General features: G+C 41.0%; 21 protein-coding genes. 7 read left to right on the top strand and 14 right to left on the bottom strand.

Annotated elements, in window-relative coordinates; translation table 11 throughout:
* Positions 1-83: 83 nt before the first annotated feature.
* Positions 84-404, bottom strand: a complete 321-nt coding sequence (locus K1X82_07800) for a DUF3467 domain-containing protein (GenBank protein MBX7182000.1) — start codon at positions 402-404, stop codon at positions 84-86.
* Positions 405-440: 36 nt separating this feature from the next.
* On the bottom strand, positions 441-1,589 hold the full coding sequence (locus tag K1X82_07795; GenBank protein MBX7181999.1) for a cystathionine gamma-synthase: 1,149 nt from the start codon (positions 1,587-1,589) through the stop codon (positions 441-443).
* 150 nt (positions 1,590-1,739) lie between these two features.
* Here K1X82_07795 and K1X82_07790 point away from each other — a divergent pair, with 150 nt between their 5' ends.
* The 3 genes from K1X82_07790 (at position 1,740) to K1X82_07780 (ending at position 5,612) form a co-directional block, all read left to right on the top strand.
* On the top strand, positions 1,740-2,456 hold the full coding sequence (locus tag K1X82_07790) for a Bax inhibitor-1/YccA family protein (GenBank protein ID MBX7181998.1): 717 nt from the start codon (positions 1,740-1,742) through the stop codon (positions 2,454-2,456).
* A gap of 70 nt (positions 2,457-2,526) precedes the next feature.
* On the top strand, positions 2,527-4,704 hold the full coding sequence (locus K1X82_07785; GenBank protein MBX7181997.1) for a prolyl oligopeptidase family serine peptidase: 2,178 nt from the start codon (positions 2,527-2,529) through the stop codon (positions 4,702-4,704).
* A gap of 5 nt (positions 4,705-4,709) precedes the next feature.
* Complete coding sequence (locus tag K1X82_07780; GenBank protein ID MBX7181996.1) at positions 4,710-5,612, top strand: hypothetical protein; 903 nt, start codon at positions 4,710-4,712, stop codon at positions 5,610-5,612.
* 288 nt (positions 5,613-5,900) lie between these two features.
* Here the strand turns inward: K1X82_07780 and atpG are convergent, their stop codons facing one another.
* From atpG to atpB, 6 genes are all read right to left on the bottom strand, one after another.
* Positions 5,901-6,779: an ATP synthase F1 subunit gamma gene (atpG, locus tag K1X82_07775; protein ID MBX7181995.1), complete on the bottom strand. Its 879-nt coding sequence runs from the start codon at positions 6,777-6,779 to the stop codon at positions 5,901-5,903.
* 21 nt (positions 6,780-6,800) lie between these two features.
* Positions 6,801-8,375, bottom strand: a complete 1,575-nt coding sequence (gene atpA / locus K1X82_07770; GenBank protein MBX7181994.1) for a F0F1 ATP synthase subunit alpha — start codon at positions 8,373-8,375, stop codon at positions 6,801-6,803.
* Between the two features lie 61 nt (positions 8,376-8,436).
* On the bottom strand, positions 8,437-8,994 hold the full coding sequence (gene atpH, locus K1X82_07765; protein MBX7181993.1) for an ATP synthase F1 subunit delta: 558 nt from the start codon (positions 8,992-8,994) through the stop codon (positions 8,437-8,439).
* A gap of 1 nt (position 8,995) precedes the next feature.
* On the bottom strand, positions 8,996-9,490 hold the full coding sequence (atpF, locus tag K1X82_07760; protein ID MBX7181992.1) for a F0F1 ATP synthase subunit B: 495 nt from the start codon (positions 9,488-9,490) through the stop codon (positions 8,996-8,998).
* A gap of 86 nt (positions 9,491-9,576) precedes the next feature.
* Complete coding sequence (atpE, locus tag K1X82_07755) at positions 9,577-9,822, bottom strand: ATP synthase F0 subunit C (GenBank protein ID MBX7181991.1); 246 nt, start codon at positions 9,820-9,822, stop codon at positions 9,577-9,579.
* A gap of 52 nt (positions 9,823-9,874) precedes the next feature.
* Positions 9,875-10,972: a F0F1 ATP synthase subunit A gene (gene atpB, locus K1X82_07750; GenBank protein MBX7181990.1), complete on the bottom strand. Its 1,098-nt coding sequence runs from the start codon at positions 10,970-10,972 to the stop codon at positions 9,875-9,877.
* Between the two features lie 314 nt (positions 10,973-11,286).
* Between atpB and tyrS the strand changes: the two genes are divergently transcribed.
* Both tyrS and K1X82_07740 read left to right on the top strand, forming a co-directional pair.
* A complete protein-coding gene (gene tyrS, locus K1X82_07745; protein ID MBX7181989.1) occupies positions 11,287-12,561 on the top strand; it encodes a tyrosine--tRNA ligase in 1,275 nt (424 codons plus the stop codon).
* Positions 12,562-12,609: 48 nt separating this feature from the next.
* Positions 12,610-13,044: a Rieske (2Fe-2S) protein gene (locus K1X82_07740; protein ID MBX7181988.1), complete on the top strand. Its 435-nt coding sequence runs from the start codon at positions 12,610-12,612 to the stop codon at positions 13,042-13,044.
* 281 nt (positions 13,045-13,325) lie between these two features.
* Here the strand turns inward: K1X82_07740 and K1X82_07735 are convergent, their stop codons facing one another.
* The gene (locus tag K1X82_07735; GenBank protein ID MBX7181987.1) at positions 13,326-14,813 is read right to left on the bottom strand and encodes an oligosaccharide flippase family protein; all 1,488 of its coding nucleotides are present in this window, start codon (positions 14,811-14,813) and stop codon (positions 13,326-13,328) included.
* A gap of 256 nt (positions 14,814-15,069) precedes the next feature.
* On the opposite strand from K1X82_07735, the gene K1X82_07730 reads away from it, so the two are divergent.
* Both K1X82_07730 and K1X82_07725 read left to right on the top strand, forming a co-directional pair.
* On the top strand, positions 15,070-16,056 hold the full coding sequence (locus tag K1X82_07730) for a c-type cytochrome (protein MBX7181986.1): 987 nt from the start codon (positions 15,070-15,072) through the stop codon (positions 16,054-16,056).
* 144 nt (positions 16,057-16,200) lie between these two features.
* Positions 16,201-17,082 (top strand): hypothetical protein, encoded by an 882-nt coding sequence (locus tag K1X82_07725; protein ID MBX7181985.1) that lies wholly within the window; start codon positions 16,201-16,203, stop codon positions 17,080-17,082.
* Positions 17,083-17,471: 389 nt separating this feature from the next.
* Here the strand turns inward: K1X82_07725 and K1X82_07720 are convergent, their stop codons facing one another.
* The 5 genes from K1X82_07720 to K1X82_07700 form a co-directional block, all read right to left on the bottom strand.
* Complete coding sequence (locus K1X82_07720) at positions 17,472-18,497, bottom strand: fibrobacter succinogenes major paralogous domain-containing protein (GenBank protein ID MBX7181984.1); 1,026 nt, start codon at positions 18,495-18,497, stop codon at positions 17,472-17,474.
* 569 nt (positions 18,498-19,066) lie between these two features.
* Positions 19,067-19,228: a hypothetical protein gene (locus K1X82_07715; protein MBX7181983.1), complete on the bottom strand. Its 162-nt coding sequence runs from the start codon at positions 19,226-19,228 to the stop codon at positions 19,067-19,069.
* Positions 19,229-19,326: 98 nt separating this feature from the next.
* Positions 19,327-19,806 (bottom strand): GNAT family N-acetyltransferase, encoded by a 480-nt coding sequence (locus K1X82_07710; GenBank protein MBX7181982.1) that lies wholly within the window; start codon positions 19,804-19,806, stop codon positions 19,327-19,329.
* Positions 19,784-20,122, bottom strand: a complete 339-nt coding sequence (locus K1X82_07705) for a cupin domain-containing protein (protein MBX7181981.1) — start codon at positions 20,120-20,122, stop codon at positions 19,784-19,786. The genes K1X82_07710 and K1X82_07705 overlap by 23 nt, the downstream gene beginning before the upstream one ends.
* A 770-nt stretch (positions 20,123-20,892) precedes the next feature.
* A complete protein-coding gene (locus K1X82_07700; protein MBX7181980.1) occupies positions 20,893-21,267 on the bottom strand; it encodes a hypothetical protein in 375 nt (124 codons plus the stop codon).
* Positions 21,268-21,988: the final 721 nt, after the last annotated feature.

Below are 21,988 nucleotides of genomic sequence, written 5' to 3'. Positions count from 1 at the left end.
GCACTATGGCTATCCATGAAATCAGATTGGCATTAACAGGCATAAACCTTTGTTAGGCTGGGCCAGGATGGAATTCTATCAAGCTATGCTTGGGCTGTTGGACCACCGAAATTCATTGGGAAAGGTGGATTATTGCCTTCGGTAGCTTTAATCGTACCATGAACCGATTCGTATTTGGCCACATTGTCTTTCAATGCATTCAGCAAACGCTTGGCATGTTGTGGAGTTAACAAGATTCTTGATTTCACTTTGGCCTTCGGAACTCCGGGCATCATTTTTATAAAATCAAGGATAAACTCAGCATGAGAGTGGGTTATAATAGCCAAATTGGAATAAATCCCTTCAGCTACTTCTTCGGAAAGTTCGATGTTTAGTTGGTTGGATTGGTTTTGATCTTCGGTCATAGTTATTGAATTCGTAAATGTAAAAATCGGTATTTTTTAGTTAACTTTTTGCAAGGCCTGATCCAGGTCGGCAATTAGGTCGTCCACGTCTTCAATTCCAACACTTAGTCGAATTAAAGAGTCGAACACCCCCGACTTTTCTCTTTCTTCTTTAGGTATGCTGGCATGGGTCATAGACGCCGGATGCCCAATTAAAGATTCAACTCCCCCAAGGGATTCGGCCAGAGAAAATAAATTAGTTCCGGATAAAACTTTCAAGGCATCATCGAATTTATCACCCTTCAGCACAAAAGAAATCATTCCACCAAAACCTCTCATTTGGGCTTTTGCTACTGAAAAGCTGGGGTGAGTTGGTAGTCCGGGATAATTAACCAAACCAACCTTAGGATGTTGATGTAAAAATTCTGCAATCTTACCGGCATTTTCACAATGGCGTTGCATCCGAACATGTAGGGTTTTGATACCACGGAGTACCAAAAAACAATCTTGTGGGCCGGGAACCGCCCCACAACTGTTTTGAAGAAATTTCAATTGTTCCGCCAAAGTCGGATTATTGGTCCCAAGAAAACCCATCACGGTATCGCTATGTCCGCCCAGGTACTTTGTTACCGAATGCATTACGATGTCGGCACCAAAGTCGATAGGGTTTTGAAGGTAAGGCGATGCAAAGGTATTGTCTACCGCAAGTAGAATATTATTGGCTTTGGCAACTGAATTTACATGCTGCAAATCAATCACCTTTAAAGTTGGATTAGTAGGTGTTTCAACCCAAATCAGTTTGGTTTGAGGACTAATGGCCTTTTCCAATTCACCTTTTTCATGAAGAGGAACAAATTTAAATCGTAGTCCATATTTTTCAAAAACCTTGGTAAAAATCCGGTAGGTCCCTCCGTATAAATCGTTGGTACTAATAATTTCATCTCCCGGATTAAACAGTTTAACTACAGCATCAGTTGCAGCCAATCCACTTCCAAAGCACAAGCCAAATTGAGCATTTTCCAAACTGGCCAAAGCGGTTTGAAGGGCGTCGCGAGTAGGGTTTTGAGTTCGGGCATATTCGTATCCTTTATGCTTTCCCGGAGCTTCCTGAACGTAAGTAGAAGTCTGATAAATCGGGGTCATAATGGCACCGGTGCTAGGGTCAGGTTCAACACCTGCATGTATGGCTTTCGTTGCAAATTTCATAGGGCAAATGTAGCAGGGTTTGATTAGGTTTAAACCGGATTTCTTGATCTTGATTCACCATTCATTAACAAAAGTTTATTAAAAGCCTGTTAAAACCTGTTGTGGCTTCTTTGGAATGAAACTATATTTGCACATAATTTAAAATGTAAAATGGACGACAAATTCTTCCAATTGTATAATGTTCCTTCTCAAGGAACTTTGGCCAAATCCTTTCTGGCAAATGTTTTTATGTGGATGTCCGGCGCATTGGCCACCTCGGCTCTGTTTGCCTGGGTTTTTGCCAGCAACCCGTATTTAATGTCTTTTCTAGTTGGAGAACGAGGAATGACCATCTTTGGCTATGCTGTAATGTTTTCTCCGCTTTTATTGGTACTGACTCTGTCTTTCGGCTGGCAGCGTTTCTCCCTTCCGGTTATTATGGGTATTTTCATTGCCTATGCTGTATTAACCGGCATTTCATTGAGTTTTATCTTTTTACATTACACCTTGGGTAGTATTGCTACCGTGTTTTTAATAGCCTCCGCTATGTTTGCTACCATGGCTGTCCTTGGTTACACCACCCAAACCGATTTAACCTCCTTCGGTAGCTTAATGCGAATGGCTCTGTTTGGTATTATCATTGCCGTTGTTGTTAACTGGTTCTTAAACAGTGATACTTTGTCCTATATTATTTCTGTAATTTCTGTTTTGGTTTTCACCGGTTTAACCGCATACGATGTACAGAAGTTGAAATACATCGGTATGTCGGGTAATTCAGACGGCATGACCATGCGTAAGGTAGCTATATTAGGCGCCTTGGAACTTTACCTTGATTTCATTAATTTATTCTTAGCCTTGTTGCGCTTATTTGGTAACCGCAGAGACTAATTTTTTCTTTCAAAAAATTTGACATTTTTGCCCTATGCCTTCACCAGTATAGGGCATTTTTTTTAATCGCATGAGATATCCCATTTTATTCCTCTTTATTGGACTAACCGCCACAGCATTTGCACAATTAAAATACCCTGAAACGAAAGAAGTAGATCAGGTTGACGAATATTTTGGTCAAAAAATACCGGACCCCTACCGCTGGCTGGAAGATGACCATTCGGAAGAAACTATGGATTGGGTGAAAAGGGAAAACAGTTTGACTCAGTCATACCTTTCGCGACTACCAAACACCACAACCATTAAAAACCGAATTAAGGAATTATACAATTTCCCCCGGGTAAGTCCACCCTATCGTGCCGGAAAACACTATTTCTATACCCGAAACAACGGCTTACAAAATCAATCCGTTTATTACTACACAACAGATATTCATGCTGAAGGACAGGTATTTTTGGATCCAAACACCTTGAGTAAAGATGGCACTTCCTCTGCCTCCTTTGCCGGATTTAATAAAGATAGAACCAAAGTCGCCATCACTGTTAGTAAAAGTGGTAGCGATTGGCAAACCATTTATGTCATGGATGTGGCAACGAAAAAATTCCTTCCAGATTCCATTCAATGGGTCAAATTTTCCGGTGCTGCATGGTTTAAAGATGGTTTCTTTTACAGCCGATACGATGAACCCACTAAAGGAAACGAGCTTTCTGCCGAAAATAAAGGTCAAAAAGTATATTATCACAAACTTGGTACCCCCCAGGCAAAAGACAAATTGATTTACCAGGATCCTGCTCACCCAAAACGATTCTTCAGCGCCCAGGTAACCGACGACGAAACCTTCTTAATCGTCAATGTTTCAGAAGGCACAAGCGGATCAGAAATTCTTGCCAAATACCTCGTTGAACCACAAGATAAAACCCCCGGTCATGGACGCGAATTACAAGTTATTTGCAAAGGTTTTGAATTTGAATTTAATGTAATCGATAATGTGGGTACCGATTTATATGTTCATACAAATTTTAATGCCCCAAATTTTAAACTCATTAAATTTGACTTTAACCATCCCGACGAACCGGAATGGAAAGTAGTTATTCCCGAAACAGAAAACCTGTTACAACAAGTCAGCAGTTGTGGAGATCGTTTCTTTTGTACTTATTTGAAAGATGCTACTTCCAAAGTGGTGGTTTGGGACAAAAAAGCCGAACATTCCACCGATTTAGAATTACCTGAAATCGGAACGGTCTCGGCATTTACAGGGGAGCAAGATGACAATGATGTCTACTTCTCCATCTCTAATTTTACTTCACCTGCAACTATTTATAAATATGAAATCTCAGCAAACAAGGTAAGTTTGTTTGAAAGGCCTAAATTGAGCTTTAACCCCGAAGATTTCGAAACAAAACAAGTTTTTTATTCCTCCAAAGATGGAACCAAAGTTCCCATGTTCCTGGTGTATAAAAAAGGGATAAAACTGGATGGTAATAACCCAACCCTTTTGTACGGTTATGGCGGTTTTAATATTCCTTTAACTCCTACCTTTAACCCAAGCCGAATTGTTTTGCTCGAAAATGGTGGAATTTTCGCCATGGCTAACCTGCGAGGTGGCAGTGAATATGGCGAAAAATGGCATGAAGCAGGTATGTTGCAAAACAAACAAAATGTATTCGATGATTTTATCTCCGCAGCAGAATACCTGATTTCAAATCAATATACTTCCTCTGAAAAATTAGGCATTATTGGCCGAAGCAACGGCGGTTTGTTGGTAGGTGCATGCATGACCCAAAAACCCGATCTGTTCAAAGTTTGCTTCCCATCCGTTGGAGTACTTGATATGCTGCGTTACCATAAATTTACTATCGGTTGGGGCTGGGCTGTGGAATATGGAAGCAGCGAAAACCTTGACCAATATAAAACCCTCATCGCCTATTCTCCCTTGCACAATATCAGGAAAACAGCTTACCCCGCAACACTTATCGTCACTGCCGACCACGACGATAGAGTAGTTCCGGCACATTCATTCAAATTCGCAGCTACCCTGCAAAAAAACCAAACCGGAAATGCCCCTGTTCTAATTCGTATTGATTCCAATGCGGGTCATGGTGCCGGAAGATCCTTGGTAAAAACCATCGATGAAGATGCCGATATCTATTCCTTTTTCTTTAACGAAGTGGGGGTAAAATCCATCTTGGGCAACCCCGCTCAAAACAAAGAAGAAGAATTGAAAAAAGCCTTGGATAACTTAAGATAAAAAATATGAATGCTGTTAGGATTTTTCCATTGCTGATTTCTTGGCTTTTCCTTGGACAAGCCTACCTTTCCGCTCAAAGCCTGGTCTCTCACTCCCGATGGACCAACCAAAACGTTGTGGTTGACGGAATTATCAATGAATGGGAAAAACCACTGGGTGCCTATGATTATAAAACCCGCATCATGTTTGCCTTGCTAAATGACAGCTCCAATCTCTACATCTGCCTGGTGGTCCCCGACGAGGCCAACCAAATAAAAATTAGTCGTGGAGGCTTAAAAGTGAGTTTTAACCTGAAAAACAAAAAGGAAAAACTTCAGAAAAACATTGTTTATCCCATCGGAAGCGGTGGTCCTATGCACCAAGGCGAGGCTCCTACCTTGTTGAACGGAAAACCAAATATGAAACTCTTTCAAACCGAATTTTACCTCAATAATACCCTCAAACGGCTCGAAGGATTTTCTTCTGCATCCGGTTTGCTGCCTTTAAAAGATTCCTCCGGCGTGCAGGTTGCCATCGGCTGGGATAGCCTGAATACCATGCAATATGAATTGGCAATCCCATTGAAAGAATTGCTCCTCTCTGGCAACCTAACTCAAGATTGGATCAAAGAACTACAAATGGAAATTACCGTATTCGGACTTGAAAAGAAAGATTACAAAGACAAAGACATGGAGGACATGATGAATACTCCAAATCCCATGAGTGGTAGCCGAAACCAAAGCGTGGCAGATATGAATAATAACCCGATGGCTAACAATCCTATGGCCGGAACAATCGGAAATGGTTCTCCAATCAACATGGCTCCCAATACCGGAAGTTTCAATTCTCGCCCGGAAAAAGGTCCTATGTTCGAAAAGCAAAGTTTTAAATACAAGTTTTTACTTAGCGGACCAAAAGCAGGTTTCTAACTATTTAAGCAAGCTAATTCCTTCATAATAAGAATTAGGCGGGCCCCCTTCCGCCCAAAATAGTTCCTGCCTATACCAACCTATCCTGAAATGGGCGTTCGGGTCACGCTATCGCCTGTAGTCCAAGTCAACTCCGCTAAACGCTGCGTTGCCTTGGAGCTACTTGGCTCTATCGTTGCCCGAGGGTGCAAACCCCTGCTACCGACGGCTTTCACAAACCTGGTATGAAACCAAAAAAAAAGCCAATCTGATTTGACTCAAATTGGCTTTCATAGGTGAATTATCCTTTTATCCTTTTAATGCATTGGCACCGCTAACAATTTCCAAAATTTCATTGGTAATTGCTGCCTGACGTGCTTTGTTATAACTCAATTTAAGGTCTTTCAACAATTCCTTAGCATTGTCGGTAGCCTTGTGCATAGCAGTCATTCGTGCGCCATGCTCAGCAGCCAAACTATCAAGCAAGGCTTTGTACAATTGAATCTTTAACGATTTAGGAATCAAATCCTGAATAATAGCATTCTTTTCAGGCTCAAAAATGTAATCCGTTTGGGATACTTTAGCATCCGTACTAGGTGGTTCTACCGGAAGGAAACCTTCATTTGTAGGCACTTGTACCGCAGCATTTTTAAACTGGTTGTAAAGAATTACTACTTTATCGTAAGAACCATTTGCAAAAGCATCCATAATGGATTGGGCAACGGGAGCTACGGTCTCGAAAACCAGGTTATCAAATACTTCGTTGTGCGAAGAAACCACCATTCCGGGATTCTTCTTGAAATAATCGCTACCCTTTTTTCCGATAGTAATCAATTTTACTTGGCCCTTCTTATGCTGCTCTGCATATTCTTCTTGCATTAAGCGATTTGCCAATTTAATAATGTTGGCATTAAATCCACCGCATAAACCGCGGTTAGAAGTAATGGCAACCAACAAAATTTTATTGGGCTCCCGTTTGATGGAAAATTGTCCACCCTCCGAAGCATCCAAAGATGCACTCAGGTTTTGCAAAATTTCCCTCAATTTTGCTGAATAAGGACGAAGCCTGGTGACTGCATCCTGGGCACGGCGCAATTTGGCAGCACTAACCATTTTCATGGCCGATGTAATCTGCTGAGTGCTTGATACGCTCGTGATTCGGTTTCTTACTTCTTTTAAATTTGGCATGAATTCCTAGTTCAAATCCAATTAATATTTAGCTGCTAAATCTTTAGCTACTTTCTCTAGAACATCAGTTAAGCTATCCTCAAATTTGCCTGCCTTTAAAGCATTCAATACATCTTTGTGATTAGCTTCCATAATGGCCAGGTACTCGTTTTCAAATTCACGAACTTTATTCACCGGAACGTTACGCAACAAACCTTTGGTACCACAATAAATAATCGCAATTTGTTTCTCTACGGTTAGAGGTGAAAACTGTCCTTGTTTCAAAATCTCCACGTTACGCGCACCTTTATCCAATACTGATTTGGTAGCAGCATCTAAATCCGAACCGAATTTAGCAAATGCTTCCAACTCGCGGTATTGAGCTTGGTCAAGTTTTAAGGTACCCGCAACTTTCTTCATAGATTTAATTTGCGCGTTACCACCCACACGACTTACCGAAATACCCACGTTAATCGCCGGACGAACACCGGAGTTAAACAAGTTAGATTCCAAGAAAATCTGACCATCGGTAATAGAAATTACGTTGGTTGGAATGTAGGCTGATACGTCACCTGCTTGAGTCTCAATAATTGGCAAGGCTGTTAATGAACCACCACCTTTAACCAAAGGACGAATGCTTTCCGGCAAGTCGTTCATGTTTTGAGCAATGCTATCTGTAGCATTAATTTTTGCAGCTCTTTCCAACAAACGGCTGTGTAGGTAGAAAACGTCACCAGGATAAGCCTCACGTCCTGGAGGACGACGCAACAACAAGGAAACCTCACGGTAAGCAACAGCTTGTTTAGACAAATCATCATAAACAATCAAAGCCGGACGTCCGGTGTCACGGAAAAACTCTCCGATAGCAACTCCTGCAAAAGGAGCGTAGAATTGAAGCGGAGCCGGATCAGAAGCTGTAGCAGCAACTACCACCGTATAGGCCATAGCTCCGTTTTCTTCCAAAGTTTTAACTATGTTCGCAACAGTTGAACCTTTTTGTCCAACCGCTACATAAATACAGAAAACAGGTTTACCTGCTTCGTAAAATTCTTTTTGGTTGATGATGGTGTCAATGGCAACGGCAGTTTTACCTGTTTGACGGTCACCAATAATCAACTCCCTTTGTCCACGTCCAATCGGAATCATTGCATCAATCGCTTTGATACCCGTTTGTAATGGCTCATTTACCGGCTGACGGTAAATAACCCCCGGAGCTTTACGTTCCAAAGGCATTTCGTACAAAGTTCCGGAAATAGGTCCTTTACCATCAATTGGCAAACCCAAAGTATCTACAACACGTCCCAACATTCCTTCACCAACATTGATGGAGGCAATTTTGCCGGTACGTTTGGCAGTATCACCTTCTTTAATATCGTTGCTGCTTCCCAACAATACGGCACCGATGTTGTCTTCTTCTAAGTTCAATACTATGCCGCGCAATCCGTTGGAAAATTCGATCAACTCTCCTGATTGAACATTGGAAAGACCATAAATACGGGCGATACCATCACCTACTTGTAATACGGTACCTACTTCTTGTAGTTCAGTTTCGCTGCGGTAACCTGCCAATTGCTGACGCAATATGTTGGAGATTTCTGCTGGTTTTATTTCTGCCATGGTTTAGATGTTAGCTGTTTTTTCTTTTAATCTGTTTTGTTTTTGTGAAGCTTCTTCACATTTATATTTCTTCAACATACAGGTTCTCTTTGAAACCTTGTTTAAGTTTAGAAATTTCGTTCTTAACCGAAGTGTCTACTTGTTTATCACCTATGCGTAAAACAAAGCCGCCAATTAGTTCTGCATCCACTTCCTCAACCAATTCAACATTGGCAAATCCGCTTTGATTTAAAATACTTCTAACCTTGGTTCTGGCTGTTTCATCCAAAGCAATAGCACTTTTAACAAAGGCAGTGGTAACTCCGGTTAACTTGCGGTATTGATCTACAAAGGAAGCTGCAACAACCGGAATGTAATTCTCACGGCCTTTGCGGGTAATGATTTGTAAAAATTCCAAGCTCAATTTCGAAATGGAACTTCCAAATACTTCGTTAATAATCGCTTCTTTTTTATCGGATTTGATGATTGGGCTGTTAAGCAAATTCACCAACTCCCTGCTTTCTTTGGTGCAGGTTTCAACTACCAACATGTCTTGGTAGGCTTGGGCCAAAGCACCCTGCTCAGATGCTAAATCCAGCAAGGATTTGGCATAACGACTGGCAATTCGGGGATCCTGCATTTTAGCTCAATTTTACGTTTTCCAATTCGCGGGCTACTAAATCCTTCTGAGCATCTTGGTTTTCCAATTGCTTCTTAATGATTTTCTCAGCAATTTCAATGGAAAGAGTCGCTACTTGGTTTTTCAATTCCACAATAGCAGCCATTTTATCGTTGTTGATTTCCTCGCGTGCTTTTGCCATAATGCGGGTTGCATCTTCCGTAGCTTTTGCACGTGCTTCGTTGATAATGGCATCTTTGGTAGCTGCTGCTTCTTTCAACATGATGTCGCGCTCATTTCTGGCTTCTTGCAACAATTTCTCATTGCTGGCTGTCAACAAAGCCATTTCCTCTTTCGCTCTTTCAGCCGATTTTAATGCGTTGTCAATGGTATCTTCCCGCTCCTTAATCATAGAAAGGATGGGAGTCCAAGCAAATTTCTTTAATAAAACTAATACAATTGAAAAGGATACTAACATCCAAAACAATAAGCCTATACCGGGAGTAACTAAATCCATTTTTTTAAGTGTGTAAGTTGTTCAACAGTCAATTGGTTAAAACAGAGCTTATAGGCAACCCCTACAAGCCCTGTTTAATTTCATTCTTAGATGAAAAGGATAAGCAGACACACCACGATGGCGAAGAATGCAGCACCTTCCACAAGAGCAGCAGCAACAATCATGTTGGCACGGATATCTCCACCCGCTTCTGGTTGACGAGCGATAGATTCCAAAGCACTACCACCGATACGACCGATACCTACACCGGCTCCAAGAGCGGCGATACCAGCACCAATACCGGCACCCATAACTGCGATAGCTTCTGCTAAAAGGATTGATAACATTGACATTGTATATTGATTTATTGGTTTACGATTGATTAATTGTTCTCTAAATTGGTTCTTAATGGTGTTCTTCGATGGCCATACCAATGTAAATGGCTGATAACAGCGTAAATACATAAGCTTGTAAAAAGGCAACCAGGAGTTCCATAAAATTCATGAAAACGGTAAATGCTATAGAAAGAATGGATACCCCGTAACCTGCAACAGGCAACATGGCTCCAAAAATGAAAATTAATGAGAAGAAGGCCAATGCAATAATGTGACCCGCCGTTATGTTGGCAAACAAACGCAAAGTCAATACAACCGGCTTAATGAAAACTCCAAAAATCTCAATTGGAATCATAATAATGTATAACCACCATGGAACATCCGGCATGAAAATATGTTTCCAGTAAGTTGATTTGGCATTGATTTGGGTTGTAACAAATGTAAATGTTGCCAAAATTAAAGTAACAGCTATATTCCCAGTTACATTAGCACCAAATGGGAAAATTGGAATTAATCCCATCATGTTGTTAAACCAAATAAAGAAAAACAAGGACAATAAATATGGTAAAAACTTCTCATAACCATGTCCGATACTTGGTTTAGCTACCTCGTCGCGTATAAACAAAATTAAAGGCTCAACAAAACTTTGAATGCCTTTTGGCGCTTTGCCGGGATTAGCTTTGTAAGCATTGGCAACCGATATAAATACGATTAGTAACAAGCTCACTGCCAACAATACTGAAAAAACATTTTTGGTAATGGATAAGTCTATAAAAGAACCTTGTTTTCCGTTGAAATACTCTGACACAGAAGCTTCTTTAACAATTCCACTGCTTAAGTCATGAATGTTGTGGTAATCAAAACCGGATTCAGGTGAGCGAAAGCCTACTACATGACCATCTTTTAATACATAGTGCGAAGTCATGCTTACATCAATAATATTGGAATCCACCTTTTCGCCAACCGCCATGTGAACACTAGCAGCCTGAAAATTCGTTTTCTGCTCAGGCGTATAAGCAGAATGTCCGTGGTGAAATTCAGAAGAACTGAATACTAACAAACCATGATCCTTAGTCAACAATATTACCGGCAATGAAATGGAAACCGGCTTACCTCCGATGTCAGCAATATGCCAATCGTACGAATCTTTAATGTGATCCAGAATCATCTTTCCGGCATCAAATTTCTCCTCCTTCGCTGAATGTTCGCCTGCTTCAGCGCCGGCTTGGTGATGCTCCTCGGTGTTTGAAAACGCCGAAAAGTCGAATAGAGTTACTAAAAATAAAACTCCTATAAAAATTCTAATTCCCTTTTTTATTGCGGCTTCCAGCATGATTTTTAACAAAATTTAATTCTGTTTTTTGGCGCTGCAAAATTAGACAGGAAATGGTTTAAAAAAATTATTTTTTCAAAGTATTTTTGGTTGTGTTGAAAACTAATCCATTGGATGTGTAATCACACTACTTTTGAAGCCCTCGAAATATGAAAAAGAACTTTGTTGAAGAACTACGTTGGAGAGGTCTACTCCACGACTTAATGCCCGGAACCGAAGAACAATTGATGAAGGAAGTTACCACGGGTTATATCGGCTTTGATCCTACTTCCGACTCCTTGCACATTGGCAGCTTGGTTCAAATTACCTTGCTTCGCCATTTCCAACTTTGCGGACATAACCCTATTGCTTTGGTTGGCGGTGCTACCGGAATGGTAGGCGACCCCAGCGGAAAATCACAGGAACGTAACCTGCTCGATGAAGCCCAACTCCGACACAATGTGGAATCGGTTAAAAAACAATTGGGCCGCTTTATCGATTTTGAAAAAGGTGCTCAGGTAGTTAACAATTACGATTGGTTCGCCCCTATGTCGGCCCTGGAATTTCTGCGGGATGTAGGCAAACACATCACCGTTTCTTATATGATGGCCAAAGACAGCGTTCAAAAGCGTCTAGAAACCGGCATTTCCTTCACCGAATTTTCGTACCAACTTCTGCAAGGCTATGATTTCTACTGGCTTAACCAAAACAAAGGAGTTAAACTGCAAATGGGCGGCAGCGACCAATGGGGAAACATTGTTACAGGTACAGAACTTATCCGCCGAAAAGCCGGTGGTGAGGCCTTTGCCTTAGTTAGCCCTCTTGTAACCAAAGCGGATGGAAGTAAATTCGGAAAAACCGAAAAAGGAAATGTGTGGCTGGATCGAACTAAAACTTCTCCCTACCAATTTTATCAGTTCTGGATTAACTGCTCCGATGAAGATGCAGGTCGCTTTATGCGATTCTTTACCTACAGAACCAAAGAAGAAATTGAAGCAATCGAAACCCGCCACCAATCAGCACCTCATGAACGCCTCCTCCAAAAGGAACTTGCCAAAGACCTAACCATTCTGGTACATTCTCAGGAAGATTTAGATTTTGCCATGGAAGCCACCGAATTGTTGTTTGGTAAATCCTCAACCCTTTCCTTAAATGCCCTGAACACTGAACAAATTCTGACCATTTTCGAAGGGGTTCCAAGCTCCACCATTTCTAAATCAGAGTTGGATACCGGTATTCCGGTACTGGAACTACTGGTCGACAAAGCTCAGGTTTTTCCTTCTCGCAGCGATGCAAAAAAAATGATCCAAAGCAATGCCGTTCTGATTAATAAGGAAAAATGGACTGATTTGTCCGGTTCGTTTACTTCAGATCACCTGCTTCAATCTAAATTTATGCTGGTACAAAAAGGCAAGAAAAATTACCACCTCCTCATTGCCGAATAGTTTTATAACCACAAATTAATTATACCTTTACATCAAACTGAATTGTTTATGAGTGCAATCCCTAATTCGAGACGTAAGTTTATAAAAGATGCCTGTGGAATTTGTTTAACCGGAGCCGGAATGTTGTTGTTGGCCGGGGAATTAGAATCCTGCAAAAGCACTTCTACCGCCTCCGCTTCTCCACAAAAAATTAGTGTTCCCAAGGCAGGATTAAGCAGCGCAAACACCCTGGTGGTCGATAATAAACAATTACCATCCAAGGTGTTGGTTGTAAAATATCCGGATGGAAGTTACAAGGCAGTTAGCTTAAAATGCACACACCTGGGAATTGGATTAAAAGAAGACGGAAACAATGGATTAAAATGTCCGGCGCATGGAAGCAAATTCGATATGACCGGAAAAGTTACCCATGGTCCGGCTAAGAACAACCTCCAGGTTTGGGATGTGATTGAAGATGGGGAAAACCTGATTATTCAAGCTTAGTAAACTCCGTCTTTGCCAGTTATGGGTTAACTCCATCCCTAAATGGTACCGTAAAATTGAATTAAAAACAATTAGACCTCGGGTTGAAATACCAATTTAGGTTAACCAACCAAATTATGGTCGAAGCACATCGGGCAGGGATAGCAGTGGAAAGCCCACAGACGACCGTGGCTTTAGCCCGGGCGGCGAGGACTTGCAACGAATAGCCCGGCGCTTTTGCCTGTTAATAATTGACAGAAGTTGCACCTACCTGAGTAGGCAAAAGCGGCCCGCATACTTATTTAAAAAATCCTCTCCCGAATATAACCGATTACCGGATTGTTAGGACTTAACTTTCCAACTACCAAGCCTAAACCAAACACCAACGTAATTACCAAACTGCGAAAAATCATGTTTACTACCGGGTGAAAATCGAGATTCCACCAAAGCGGAAGAATACATAATGCGGTTAAAATAAAAATTCCCAAGGTATTACCATCGAAAGGATTGAGCTTGAATTTTACCCAAATGACCATTGTTTTGGCCAAGTTCATCATCAAATTGGAAAGCACAGTGGCAAAAGCAGCTCCGGGTAAGCCCCAAAGCGGAATAAATACAAAGTAGTTGATAATTGCCAGCACCAAGGTGGAAAGCAAAATGCTGAGACCTAGCTTATAATGATCGGAATAATACACCAACGGATTGTTGACCCCGGTGGCCATGTTAATCAAATTTCCGGCCGAAAGAATGTAAACCAAACCATAAGCTGAATGAAAATCGGCAGGTAACAAATGCAGAAAATCCTTGATATTAAGAACAATCATTAAAAACAACCAAGCCCCAAACACCAGTAGATGATGAGCTGAATCTTTGTAAATTTTTGAAAGTTCAACCGAATTGGATTGAGCCAACGCTTCCGTCATTTTAGGTCCGGCAATTTTTTCGAGGGAATTCAAGGGGGTTTCAATCACCAAGGGGAAAATGCTCACCAAGCCGTAAACCCCAACGGCCGATAATGGGAAAAAGCTTGCTAATACAATTACATCGAGGGTTTTTAATCCCATGGAGGCAACGGATGACAATAAAAACAGCAAGCCATAAACCAACATTTCCCGGTTGCCTTGTCGTCCTAAAAAAGACCAATCATATTTAAAATTCAGCTTGGAGAAACTGGCCATGTAAGCCAGCAGCATCCCCAATTGCAGCATAAAGCAAGCTACAAACAATCCCAAATAAGTCTCCCACGAAATCCATTTTTGATGATATAATAGAATAAGCAAAATCAACATAACCCGAACCGCAACATCGTTTAAAAAAGTAGGAAAGGAGGAACGGAAGTTGCCGTAGCAGTAGGTATTGAAAATGGTTATTAATGCCAAAGCCAATCCAAATGGAAAAACCCAATAAAAATAATGACCAAATTCCGGACTTTTATCCTGGTAATAGTCAATGGCAAAGTGACTGAATAAAAAAAGCAGGGAGCCATAAACTAAAAAGCCCAGGAGTGTGATTCCGGTTACCAATCCCAGAAAGCCATGATCACCTTTTTCAGCATTTTTGAAACGAGCGTAATACCTTAGTATGATGTTATTTGCACCCATGGGTAACAAGGTGGAAAACAACATGGAAAAGGAAAACAACACCTTGGTTAATCCAATTTCGGTGGTAGTAAGTAGTTCGGGTTGAACAAATAAGGTATTTAAAAAGCCTACCCCTAAACCCAAATACATGTAAAGGGTGTTGCTGATTCCTTGTCGTTTTATTTCTCCCACCGGCAATGGCTTTGGCACAAATGTAGACAGGAAGTGCGATTTACGAACTCAAAATTCACAATTGAAGTTGGATACCGCCTGAAAAACAACAATGAAAGGGATACCACCCCCAAATACCTGAACGACAGGTATTAAAACAACCCGGTTTTATTACCACCCGACAAGGAAAACTCCTTCCCCGGAAACCGGTTTGAACAAAAAACAGTAAAAAAATCAATCATGGCCACTTGCAAAATACCAAAAAGCAGGTACATTAGAGGCCTTTAATTATCCTATGAAAAAAGTATTAAAAATTGTTTTAGGAATTTTTGTCCTCATTTTATTGGGCATTGTAACCTTGGTTTCTTACATCCAACTCACCATGCCAAATGTGGGTGCAGCGCCCGACATCAAAATCGAATCCACTCCCGAATTGGTTAAGCGAGGCGAATACCTGGCCAATTGTGTTATGGTTTGTATGGATTGCCACTCCACCAGAGATTGGACCAAATATTCCGGCCCGATCACACCCGGAACCTTAGGAAACGGAGGCGAAACATTTAACAAAGAGCTGGGCTTCCCGGGCGAATTTTACTCCCGCAACATTACACCGTTTGGACTCAAAGACTGGACCGATGGAGAAATTTTCAGAGCCATAACCTGTGGTGTTTCCAGAGATGGTCATGCCTTTTTTCCGGTGATGCCATACCCCAGTTATGGCAAACTGGATTCCCTTGACATAATCGCCGTTATTGCCTATTTACGTTCCTTGCCTTCCATCGAAAAACAAGTTCCGGAATCAAAACCGGCCTTTCCGTTTAGCATTATCCTAAAAACCATTCCGCAAAAAGCCCAGTTTACTAAAAAACCCGACACCTCCAATGTGTTGGCTTATGGCGAATACCTAGCTAACTCAGCCAATTGCATTGAGTGCCATACCCAAGCCGAAAAAGGACAAATTATCCGCGAACTGGCTTACTCCGGAGGCAGGGAATTTAAAATGCCCGATGGCAGTGTTTTACGCACCCCAAACATCACCCCCGACGAAGAAACAGGTATTGGCAGTTGGAGCCAACAAGCGTTTGTGGCCCGCTTTAAATCCTATGTAGATTCCAATTACCACGCACCGGCCGTTAAACCCGGCGAAATGCAATCCATCATGCCTTGGACCATGTACGGAAACATGACCGAGCAGGATTTAAAAGCCTTGTATGTGTATTTGAAATCCCTTCCGGCCAAGAAAAATCCGGTGGTTAAATTCATCGCCAAAGCAGGAGCCTAAGCCCTTTTCTGGCAATAGTTTCAGTTCAGGAGACTTTGCTCCGCGCCAACGGAATATTGTCTTTTTAAGCATTCGGTAACGACCGGGCAAGGCACAAAACCAAGTTCCTCGCCCGGTGTTTTGTAAACCGTATTACCTTGCGCTATGAAATGTTTGGAGCTTGAAAACCACCTGCTAAAGCTTAGTTGCTATCCCGAGTTGGGGGGCAAAATAGCCTCCTTGGTTTACAAACCGCTTCAAAAAGAATTACTCTGGCAAAGCCAACAAGCCTTAAGCATACCCAACTACGGTGCCGCCTTTTCAGAGTACGACAAAAGTGGCATTGACGAATGTTTCCCGGCAATTGATAAAGAAACTTTTCTTTGGAATGGTCAACAGTGGCCTATTCCCGACCACGGCGAGTTATGGTGCCAGCCTTGGTCCATGCAGGTTCAGGATAATAGCTTATTTGGCTCCGTAATGGGCAGGGTTTGGAAGTACCGTTTTGAACGAACAATCAGTTTAAACAACTTAAAAATAAGATTCGATTACCACATTCAAAACTTTGAATCCTTTGCTATTCCCGGCTTCTGGACCTTTCACCCTTTGTTTGCTGCACAGTCGGGCGACACCTGGGAATGGCCCTTTACCCACTCGGTTGAACTGGCCCAACAGGATCCAGGCTTAGGAGCATCCGGTAGTATTCATCCGTTTCCCATGGCCGAAAACGGGGAACTTTTAAACATCTTCCGACCCTTTTCTTCACAAACTACCCGTAAATATTACCATCAAGGTCGGGTTCCTCAAGGTTTTGCCAGCTTACATTTAAACCCGCTAAACCTGCATTTTCATTGGGATTCCGATCAAATTCCTTACCTCGGCATGTGGATTAACGAAGGAGGCTACGAAGGAGGCTATAATCTGGCACTTGAACCTTCACAAGCATATTATGATAGCCTAAGCAAAGCCATAAGCAATCAATCCCTTCAACCCATTTTACCGCAACAAAGTCGACGCTTTTGGTTGGAAATTGACTTAGTTGTTTAAGAATTAGGCGGGCCCCCTTCGCCCAACAACTTATCTGCAAAACTCCACCCACCTGCACGGGCTTCGGGTCACGCTTTCGGTTGTAGTCCTCGGCCCCCTTGGCTAGCGCCGCGTGGGCCTGTGGGCTACTTACCTCAATCGTTGCCCGGGGTGCAAACCCAACCGTCGCCGGTGTAACCAAGCTAAGTTAGAGTCCACCGGTTTATGGGGTAGTCTGCTAATTCCCAAGCTACTGCCCCAACTCCATTGATATTCAAAAGCCACAAGTGATACCAATTGCCCAACTGTACTAATTTTAGTATGCTTGGCAATATTTTACCTAAACAGCTTTTGCATCGGCAGTTACCAAACAACACCCAAGGTTTTCAGAAAGACGAGCCCAACCCTGTTTAGTCTTTTAGGCAGCGTATAGAGGCTGCGCTGCGTTTATCCAGGTAGTTGCGAACAAGGGAGGAGTTATCGAAATAAATTCGGCGCATGTAGGCATTTAAGGCATCGGCTTGGGTAGAAGTCCAAAAGCTACCGGTTTCCCCAAAGCCTGCATACCGGGCATCACTTTGTCTCATACCGGCCGGCAAGGCTAAAAAACCTATTTCATCCGATGCCCCGGTATTCGGGTAAAGCCATTCTTCCGTTCCAACTTTTTTCAACCTACCCCCGGCTGTGCCACTTTGAACCCCCAAGGCGGTTGACGATGACAAGGAATCCAGGTAATGTATCAACTCATTCCACTCCGAATCGCCGGGCACATGCCACCCTTCCGGACAAACATTTCTGGAATCAGCCACCACATACCAATTGTATAGCTTGCCGTAAGGATTTTCAAAGCTTACCGAGCGATTGGGAAAACTCCAGGCAACGGTAGATAAGGATAACCACATAAGACTATCTTCCACCGGCGGAATGGCATCACCATTGCTAAACTTAGCACTTCGTAAATTTTCACTCATCCATTCCTGTCCATTGCCCAGCACTATACTGGGGTAGCTATTCCCGTCCAAATCCACAACTCCCCCACCCGACGAGGCCACCACACCGTTCAGGGTTTTAAAGCTTTCCTGATTTCCGTAACTAATCCCTGACGAATTGGCGGCATAAGCCCGAATGTAATAGGTTGTATTGGGTTGCAAGCCATTTACCACCGAAGTAAAATTACTCATTCCGCTACCCAAATTCAAAAACGAATTCGATTTGGTAGGGTTGGGCTGGGTAGACCAACAAAGCCCTTTTTCGGTAACGGTACTACCCGGACTGGCGCTTATTTTCCCGCCACAAACCACCGATTTCGCGGTGATGTTTGAAACCGCGTTGGTACTTAACTCGGGCGAGGCCAGTTTATTTCCATCGCTACAAGCCTGAACCAGCAGCACCCAAACTCCTATCAGGAGCTTAAGCCAATAATCATACCTTTTCATGTGCTAAATTAAAAGTAAAGATACACGGGTTTAGGCTTGGTAAAAGAGTAGATTTTATTTTGGAGGTGGAATAAAACGGAAAAAAGGTGGATGGGGTTTGGGGTTGGGGAGGGGGTTGGGGGTTATGCCGCGCGGAAAGCAGGAAAATCACAACCTTAAATTATGGAAAAATGAAATAGAAATAGGTAGTCCAATAAAACCAAAAACCTAGGGTGGAATTCGGGTTGGGGTTAATGGTTCTGGTAATAATTTATTCTGTGTAGTTGTTTATATGAATTTGTCTTTTCTTTTCGCTTTTTTTACTCAAGTCTAAAATCGTTAGATAAAGCCTTTCATGGTTAATTTTTAAACTTTCTAAATCCAGTCTATATAAAGAGAAGTCAAGACAACCATCATCATCAAAGTCATCAAACACTCATGGAACATAAAGCTTGTTTCTATTAAGATCCATTTCCTTTACTTTAATTCCAATTGACCCATAAGCCTGATTTACAGTATGGAATTCTATTTTATCAATATTTTCCCAGTTTACCCATTCCTTATTTAAAGGAAAACTAATTTTAAAGGAGTCAATCAATATTACTTTCAATAAAATTATCTTTTGTCGGTCTTACTCGTAATAGCAATTGTCCGTTATATTTTAAAATTGTCGGAATAGCAATGCTTTCAAACTCGTCAAAAACTTTTTCTTGTCCGTCAATAATGTAAATCAGTTGAGTAATCAAAATCATTTTGTCAATTACTTTGGTATAGTTTATTTTGTCTTTGTCACCCTATGTTGGCCGTGCCGTTCGTGCCTGATCCGTTAGCGGTTCGAGCTTTTGTTAATTCATATCTTCATTTTAAAGACTACCCTATCTTGCCCTACGCCAGAATAGTCTTTGACTACTTTTATTCCATTATCATTTTCAACACCAGTCATTTCCATTCCGATTCCCAAATGGAAGTTAATTGATTTTTCATTTGCAGGTGTTGTGATTGCCTTTAGATTTTGAATACCATGGTTCTTTAAATATTCTATAAAATGTTCGTATAACTTTCTGCCAAGTCCTTTTTTCTGATGTTTTTGTCTTACCCCAATGAGATGCACATAACCGGTTCGCTCAGTTTGAGAAACAAATCCAAAAAGATATGCAATTACCATATCATCATTTTTGTTTTTTATGACAAAGGCTGAATCCCCAAATTCATTTACAAACATCGGATGATGGTACAAAAGAGTCCTGTCACTACCCCAAAAGTCTTTGATGTCCGTTAGAATTTGTAAAAAATCGGATTGGTTACAATTAAATATTTGTTCTGTCTCCATGTGCTTTAGGTTCTGATATTACCAAGAAATGTAAATCGTCATTGCTGTCGTTTCTGATTGTATGCTTTTTGTTAGCTTCAACATAAAAACCTTCATTGGCCTTTACTTCAAAAATTTCGTCTTCCAGTTCAAAGGTTGCTTGTCCAGATAAAATATAAAAGAATTGTTGAGCTTTTTGATGATAATGTAAAGCTTCGGATGTGTTTGGTGGCATTCTCTCTTGAATAACGCTAAGTGAGTCTGTTTTTAATAAGTGCCAACCGTCACAATTTTGTCCCCATGTGTAATGTTCTGATGATTTTTTGTCTCTCTTCATTTTTATTGCTTTAAATATTGCTGATCTTTATTGCCTGACCGCTAATGGTTGTATACCACCCACATTCACCTACTTATCCCACCTCTATTATGCAAATATGAGCAATATTCAACTTAACTAAGTGATTAACATTAATAAATACTTTTTGCACTTATAATTTGTTGACTTGGTCTTGAAAGTTGAACTTTGCTTAGCTCTTTTTAAGGGCTACTAGCATATGTTTATGTTTAAAATTATTGGTTTACTTGTATCTTTTTGAAAAGTGTAACATTCAGATAATGGTGTAAGGTTTCAAAGGCCAATGCCATAACCTTAGTTACCTGCTACAACCCAATAAAACACTTTGGAAGTTCAACAAAACAGTACATTTAAAGAAAGGAAAAGCTAAATGTATAGGCATTGGGCTACTTGATTGCCTCTCCCCCCACTTTCAGTTTCTCTGCAACCAGAGACTAAGATTTACACCTTAAACTATTTTATTCACTGCTCCGGTCTGGTTCACCGGATTTTCCGGTAATGCCGTATTGGATTATGCCCCAAAAGATTATTAGCTAAAAGTAAACTCTACCCAAGAAATTAAATTGAGCAGAATTTCTTTTAAAATTGCTGTATGATGAATTTAAACTTTATTACCAGTTATAACTAGCATTTCGGCCAACTGAGCATCTTTTACTTCTGAAGTGTCCTTGGCAAATTAAGGTAACAATCAGAGAATTTCACCTTGCCCCATCTACTTTCCCATACCGATGTAATCTAAGTGGGATGGTTGATTATTCGTAGCGGTGTGATTTTTCACTAAATTTAATATCGTAAATTGTCACCAGGCCATTTTTACTTTTAACAACAATATTGCTTCCACATACATTTTTTACCCTATCACCATCATATAAATACTTACGAGATAGTTCATTAAACCGTTGGTCGTATACGGTAACTAGATTATCTTTTGATGTTACTACAATAATTTCAGGCGAGAAACCGGAGAGTACGTCCCCATCGAAAGTATATTTATGAGATATTTCACTATATTGGGAGTTCCAAACAATCAAACGCCCATCACTATATTCTGAAATATCAGCTATGTTTTGTCCATAGGTTAAAATTGTTGCTAAGTTAAAGACGGAAACTAAAAAAAACTTCTTCATTATTATTTGAATTTTAAGTTGTTATTACGATCATGATTTTCAGAATACACTCCATTTTATTGGTGGACCTATGTCTCGGCTTTATGTTGTTTATCACTTTTTTGGGTCAACCAATTTGAAGAGCAGGCATATTTAAACTTGTACATAAGGGGTTGCTGGCAGGAGCAGTAATCAAATATACTGCCAAAATTTTATTTAAAGATCTGCAGTTTTTGAATCTTCCAAATTCCAATTAATGCAACACAATTGCTTATTGCACTTGACTACTGTTGGCAGCTTTTTTATTCTGTCCGTTGTTAGACAGGGTCAGCTAAAAAACACTCAATAGATTCATTATAAATCATTTAAACCGCAATTTAAATCATATTGGTGCATGGTTTTGAATTAGATTTTCTTGATTTCCTTACATCCAAATTTTTTGAAGATTACTTTGGATTCTTAGTCAGAAATACGGCATCTGCTTCGTTGCCCGCGGTTCGCAGTATGAAGTATACAGCATCGCCTTGGCGCCTTGCATCTACTGCATTTCTGACTTTTTCAGCAAACCCTAGATACCCTGACTAGTTGACCTAAAATGTAAGGTTGAGGTTGCAGCTCGGGCAACGACAGTTTGTCTAAAAAGCCCTCCTTTTTGTAACTTACTGATTGTTAATAACTTACCCGATAATAAATTCACAATACATTGATTTTCAGTATATTTATGCATGAAATTTATTCAACG

The sequence above is a fragment of the Bacteroidia bacterium genome (genome assembly GCA_019695265.1).
In the GTDB taxonomy this organism is placed as follows: Bacteria; Bacteroidota; Bacteroidia; order JAIBAJ01; family JAIBAJ01; genus JAIBAJ01.
This window is presented reverse-complemented; position numbering and strand designations above follow the sequence as displayed.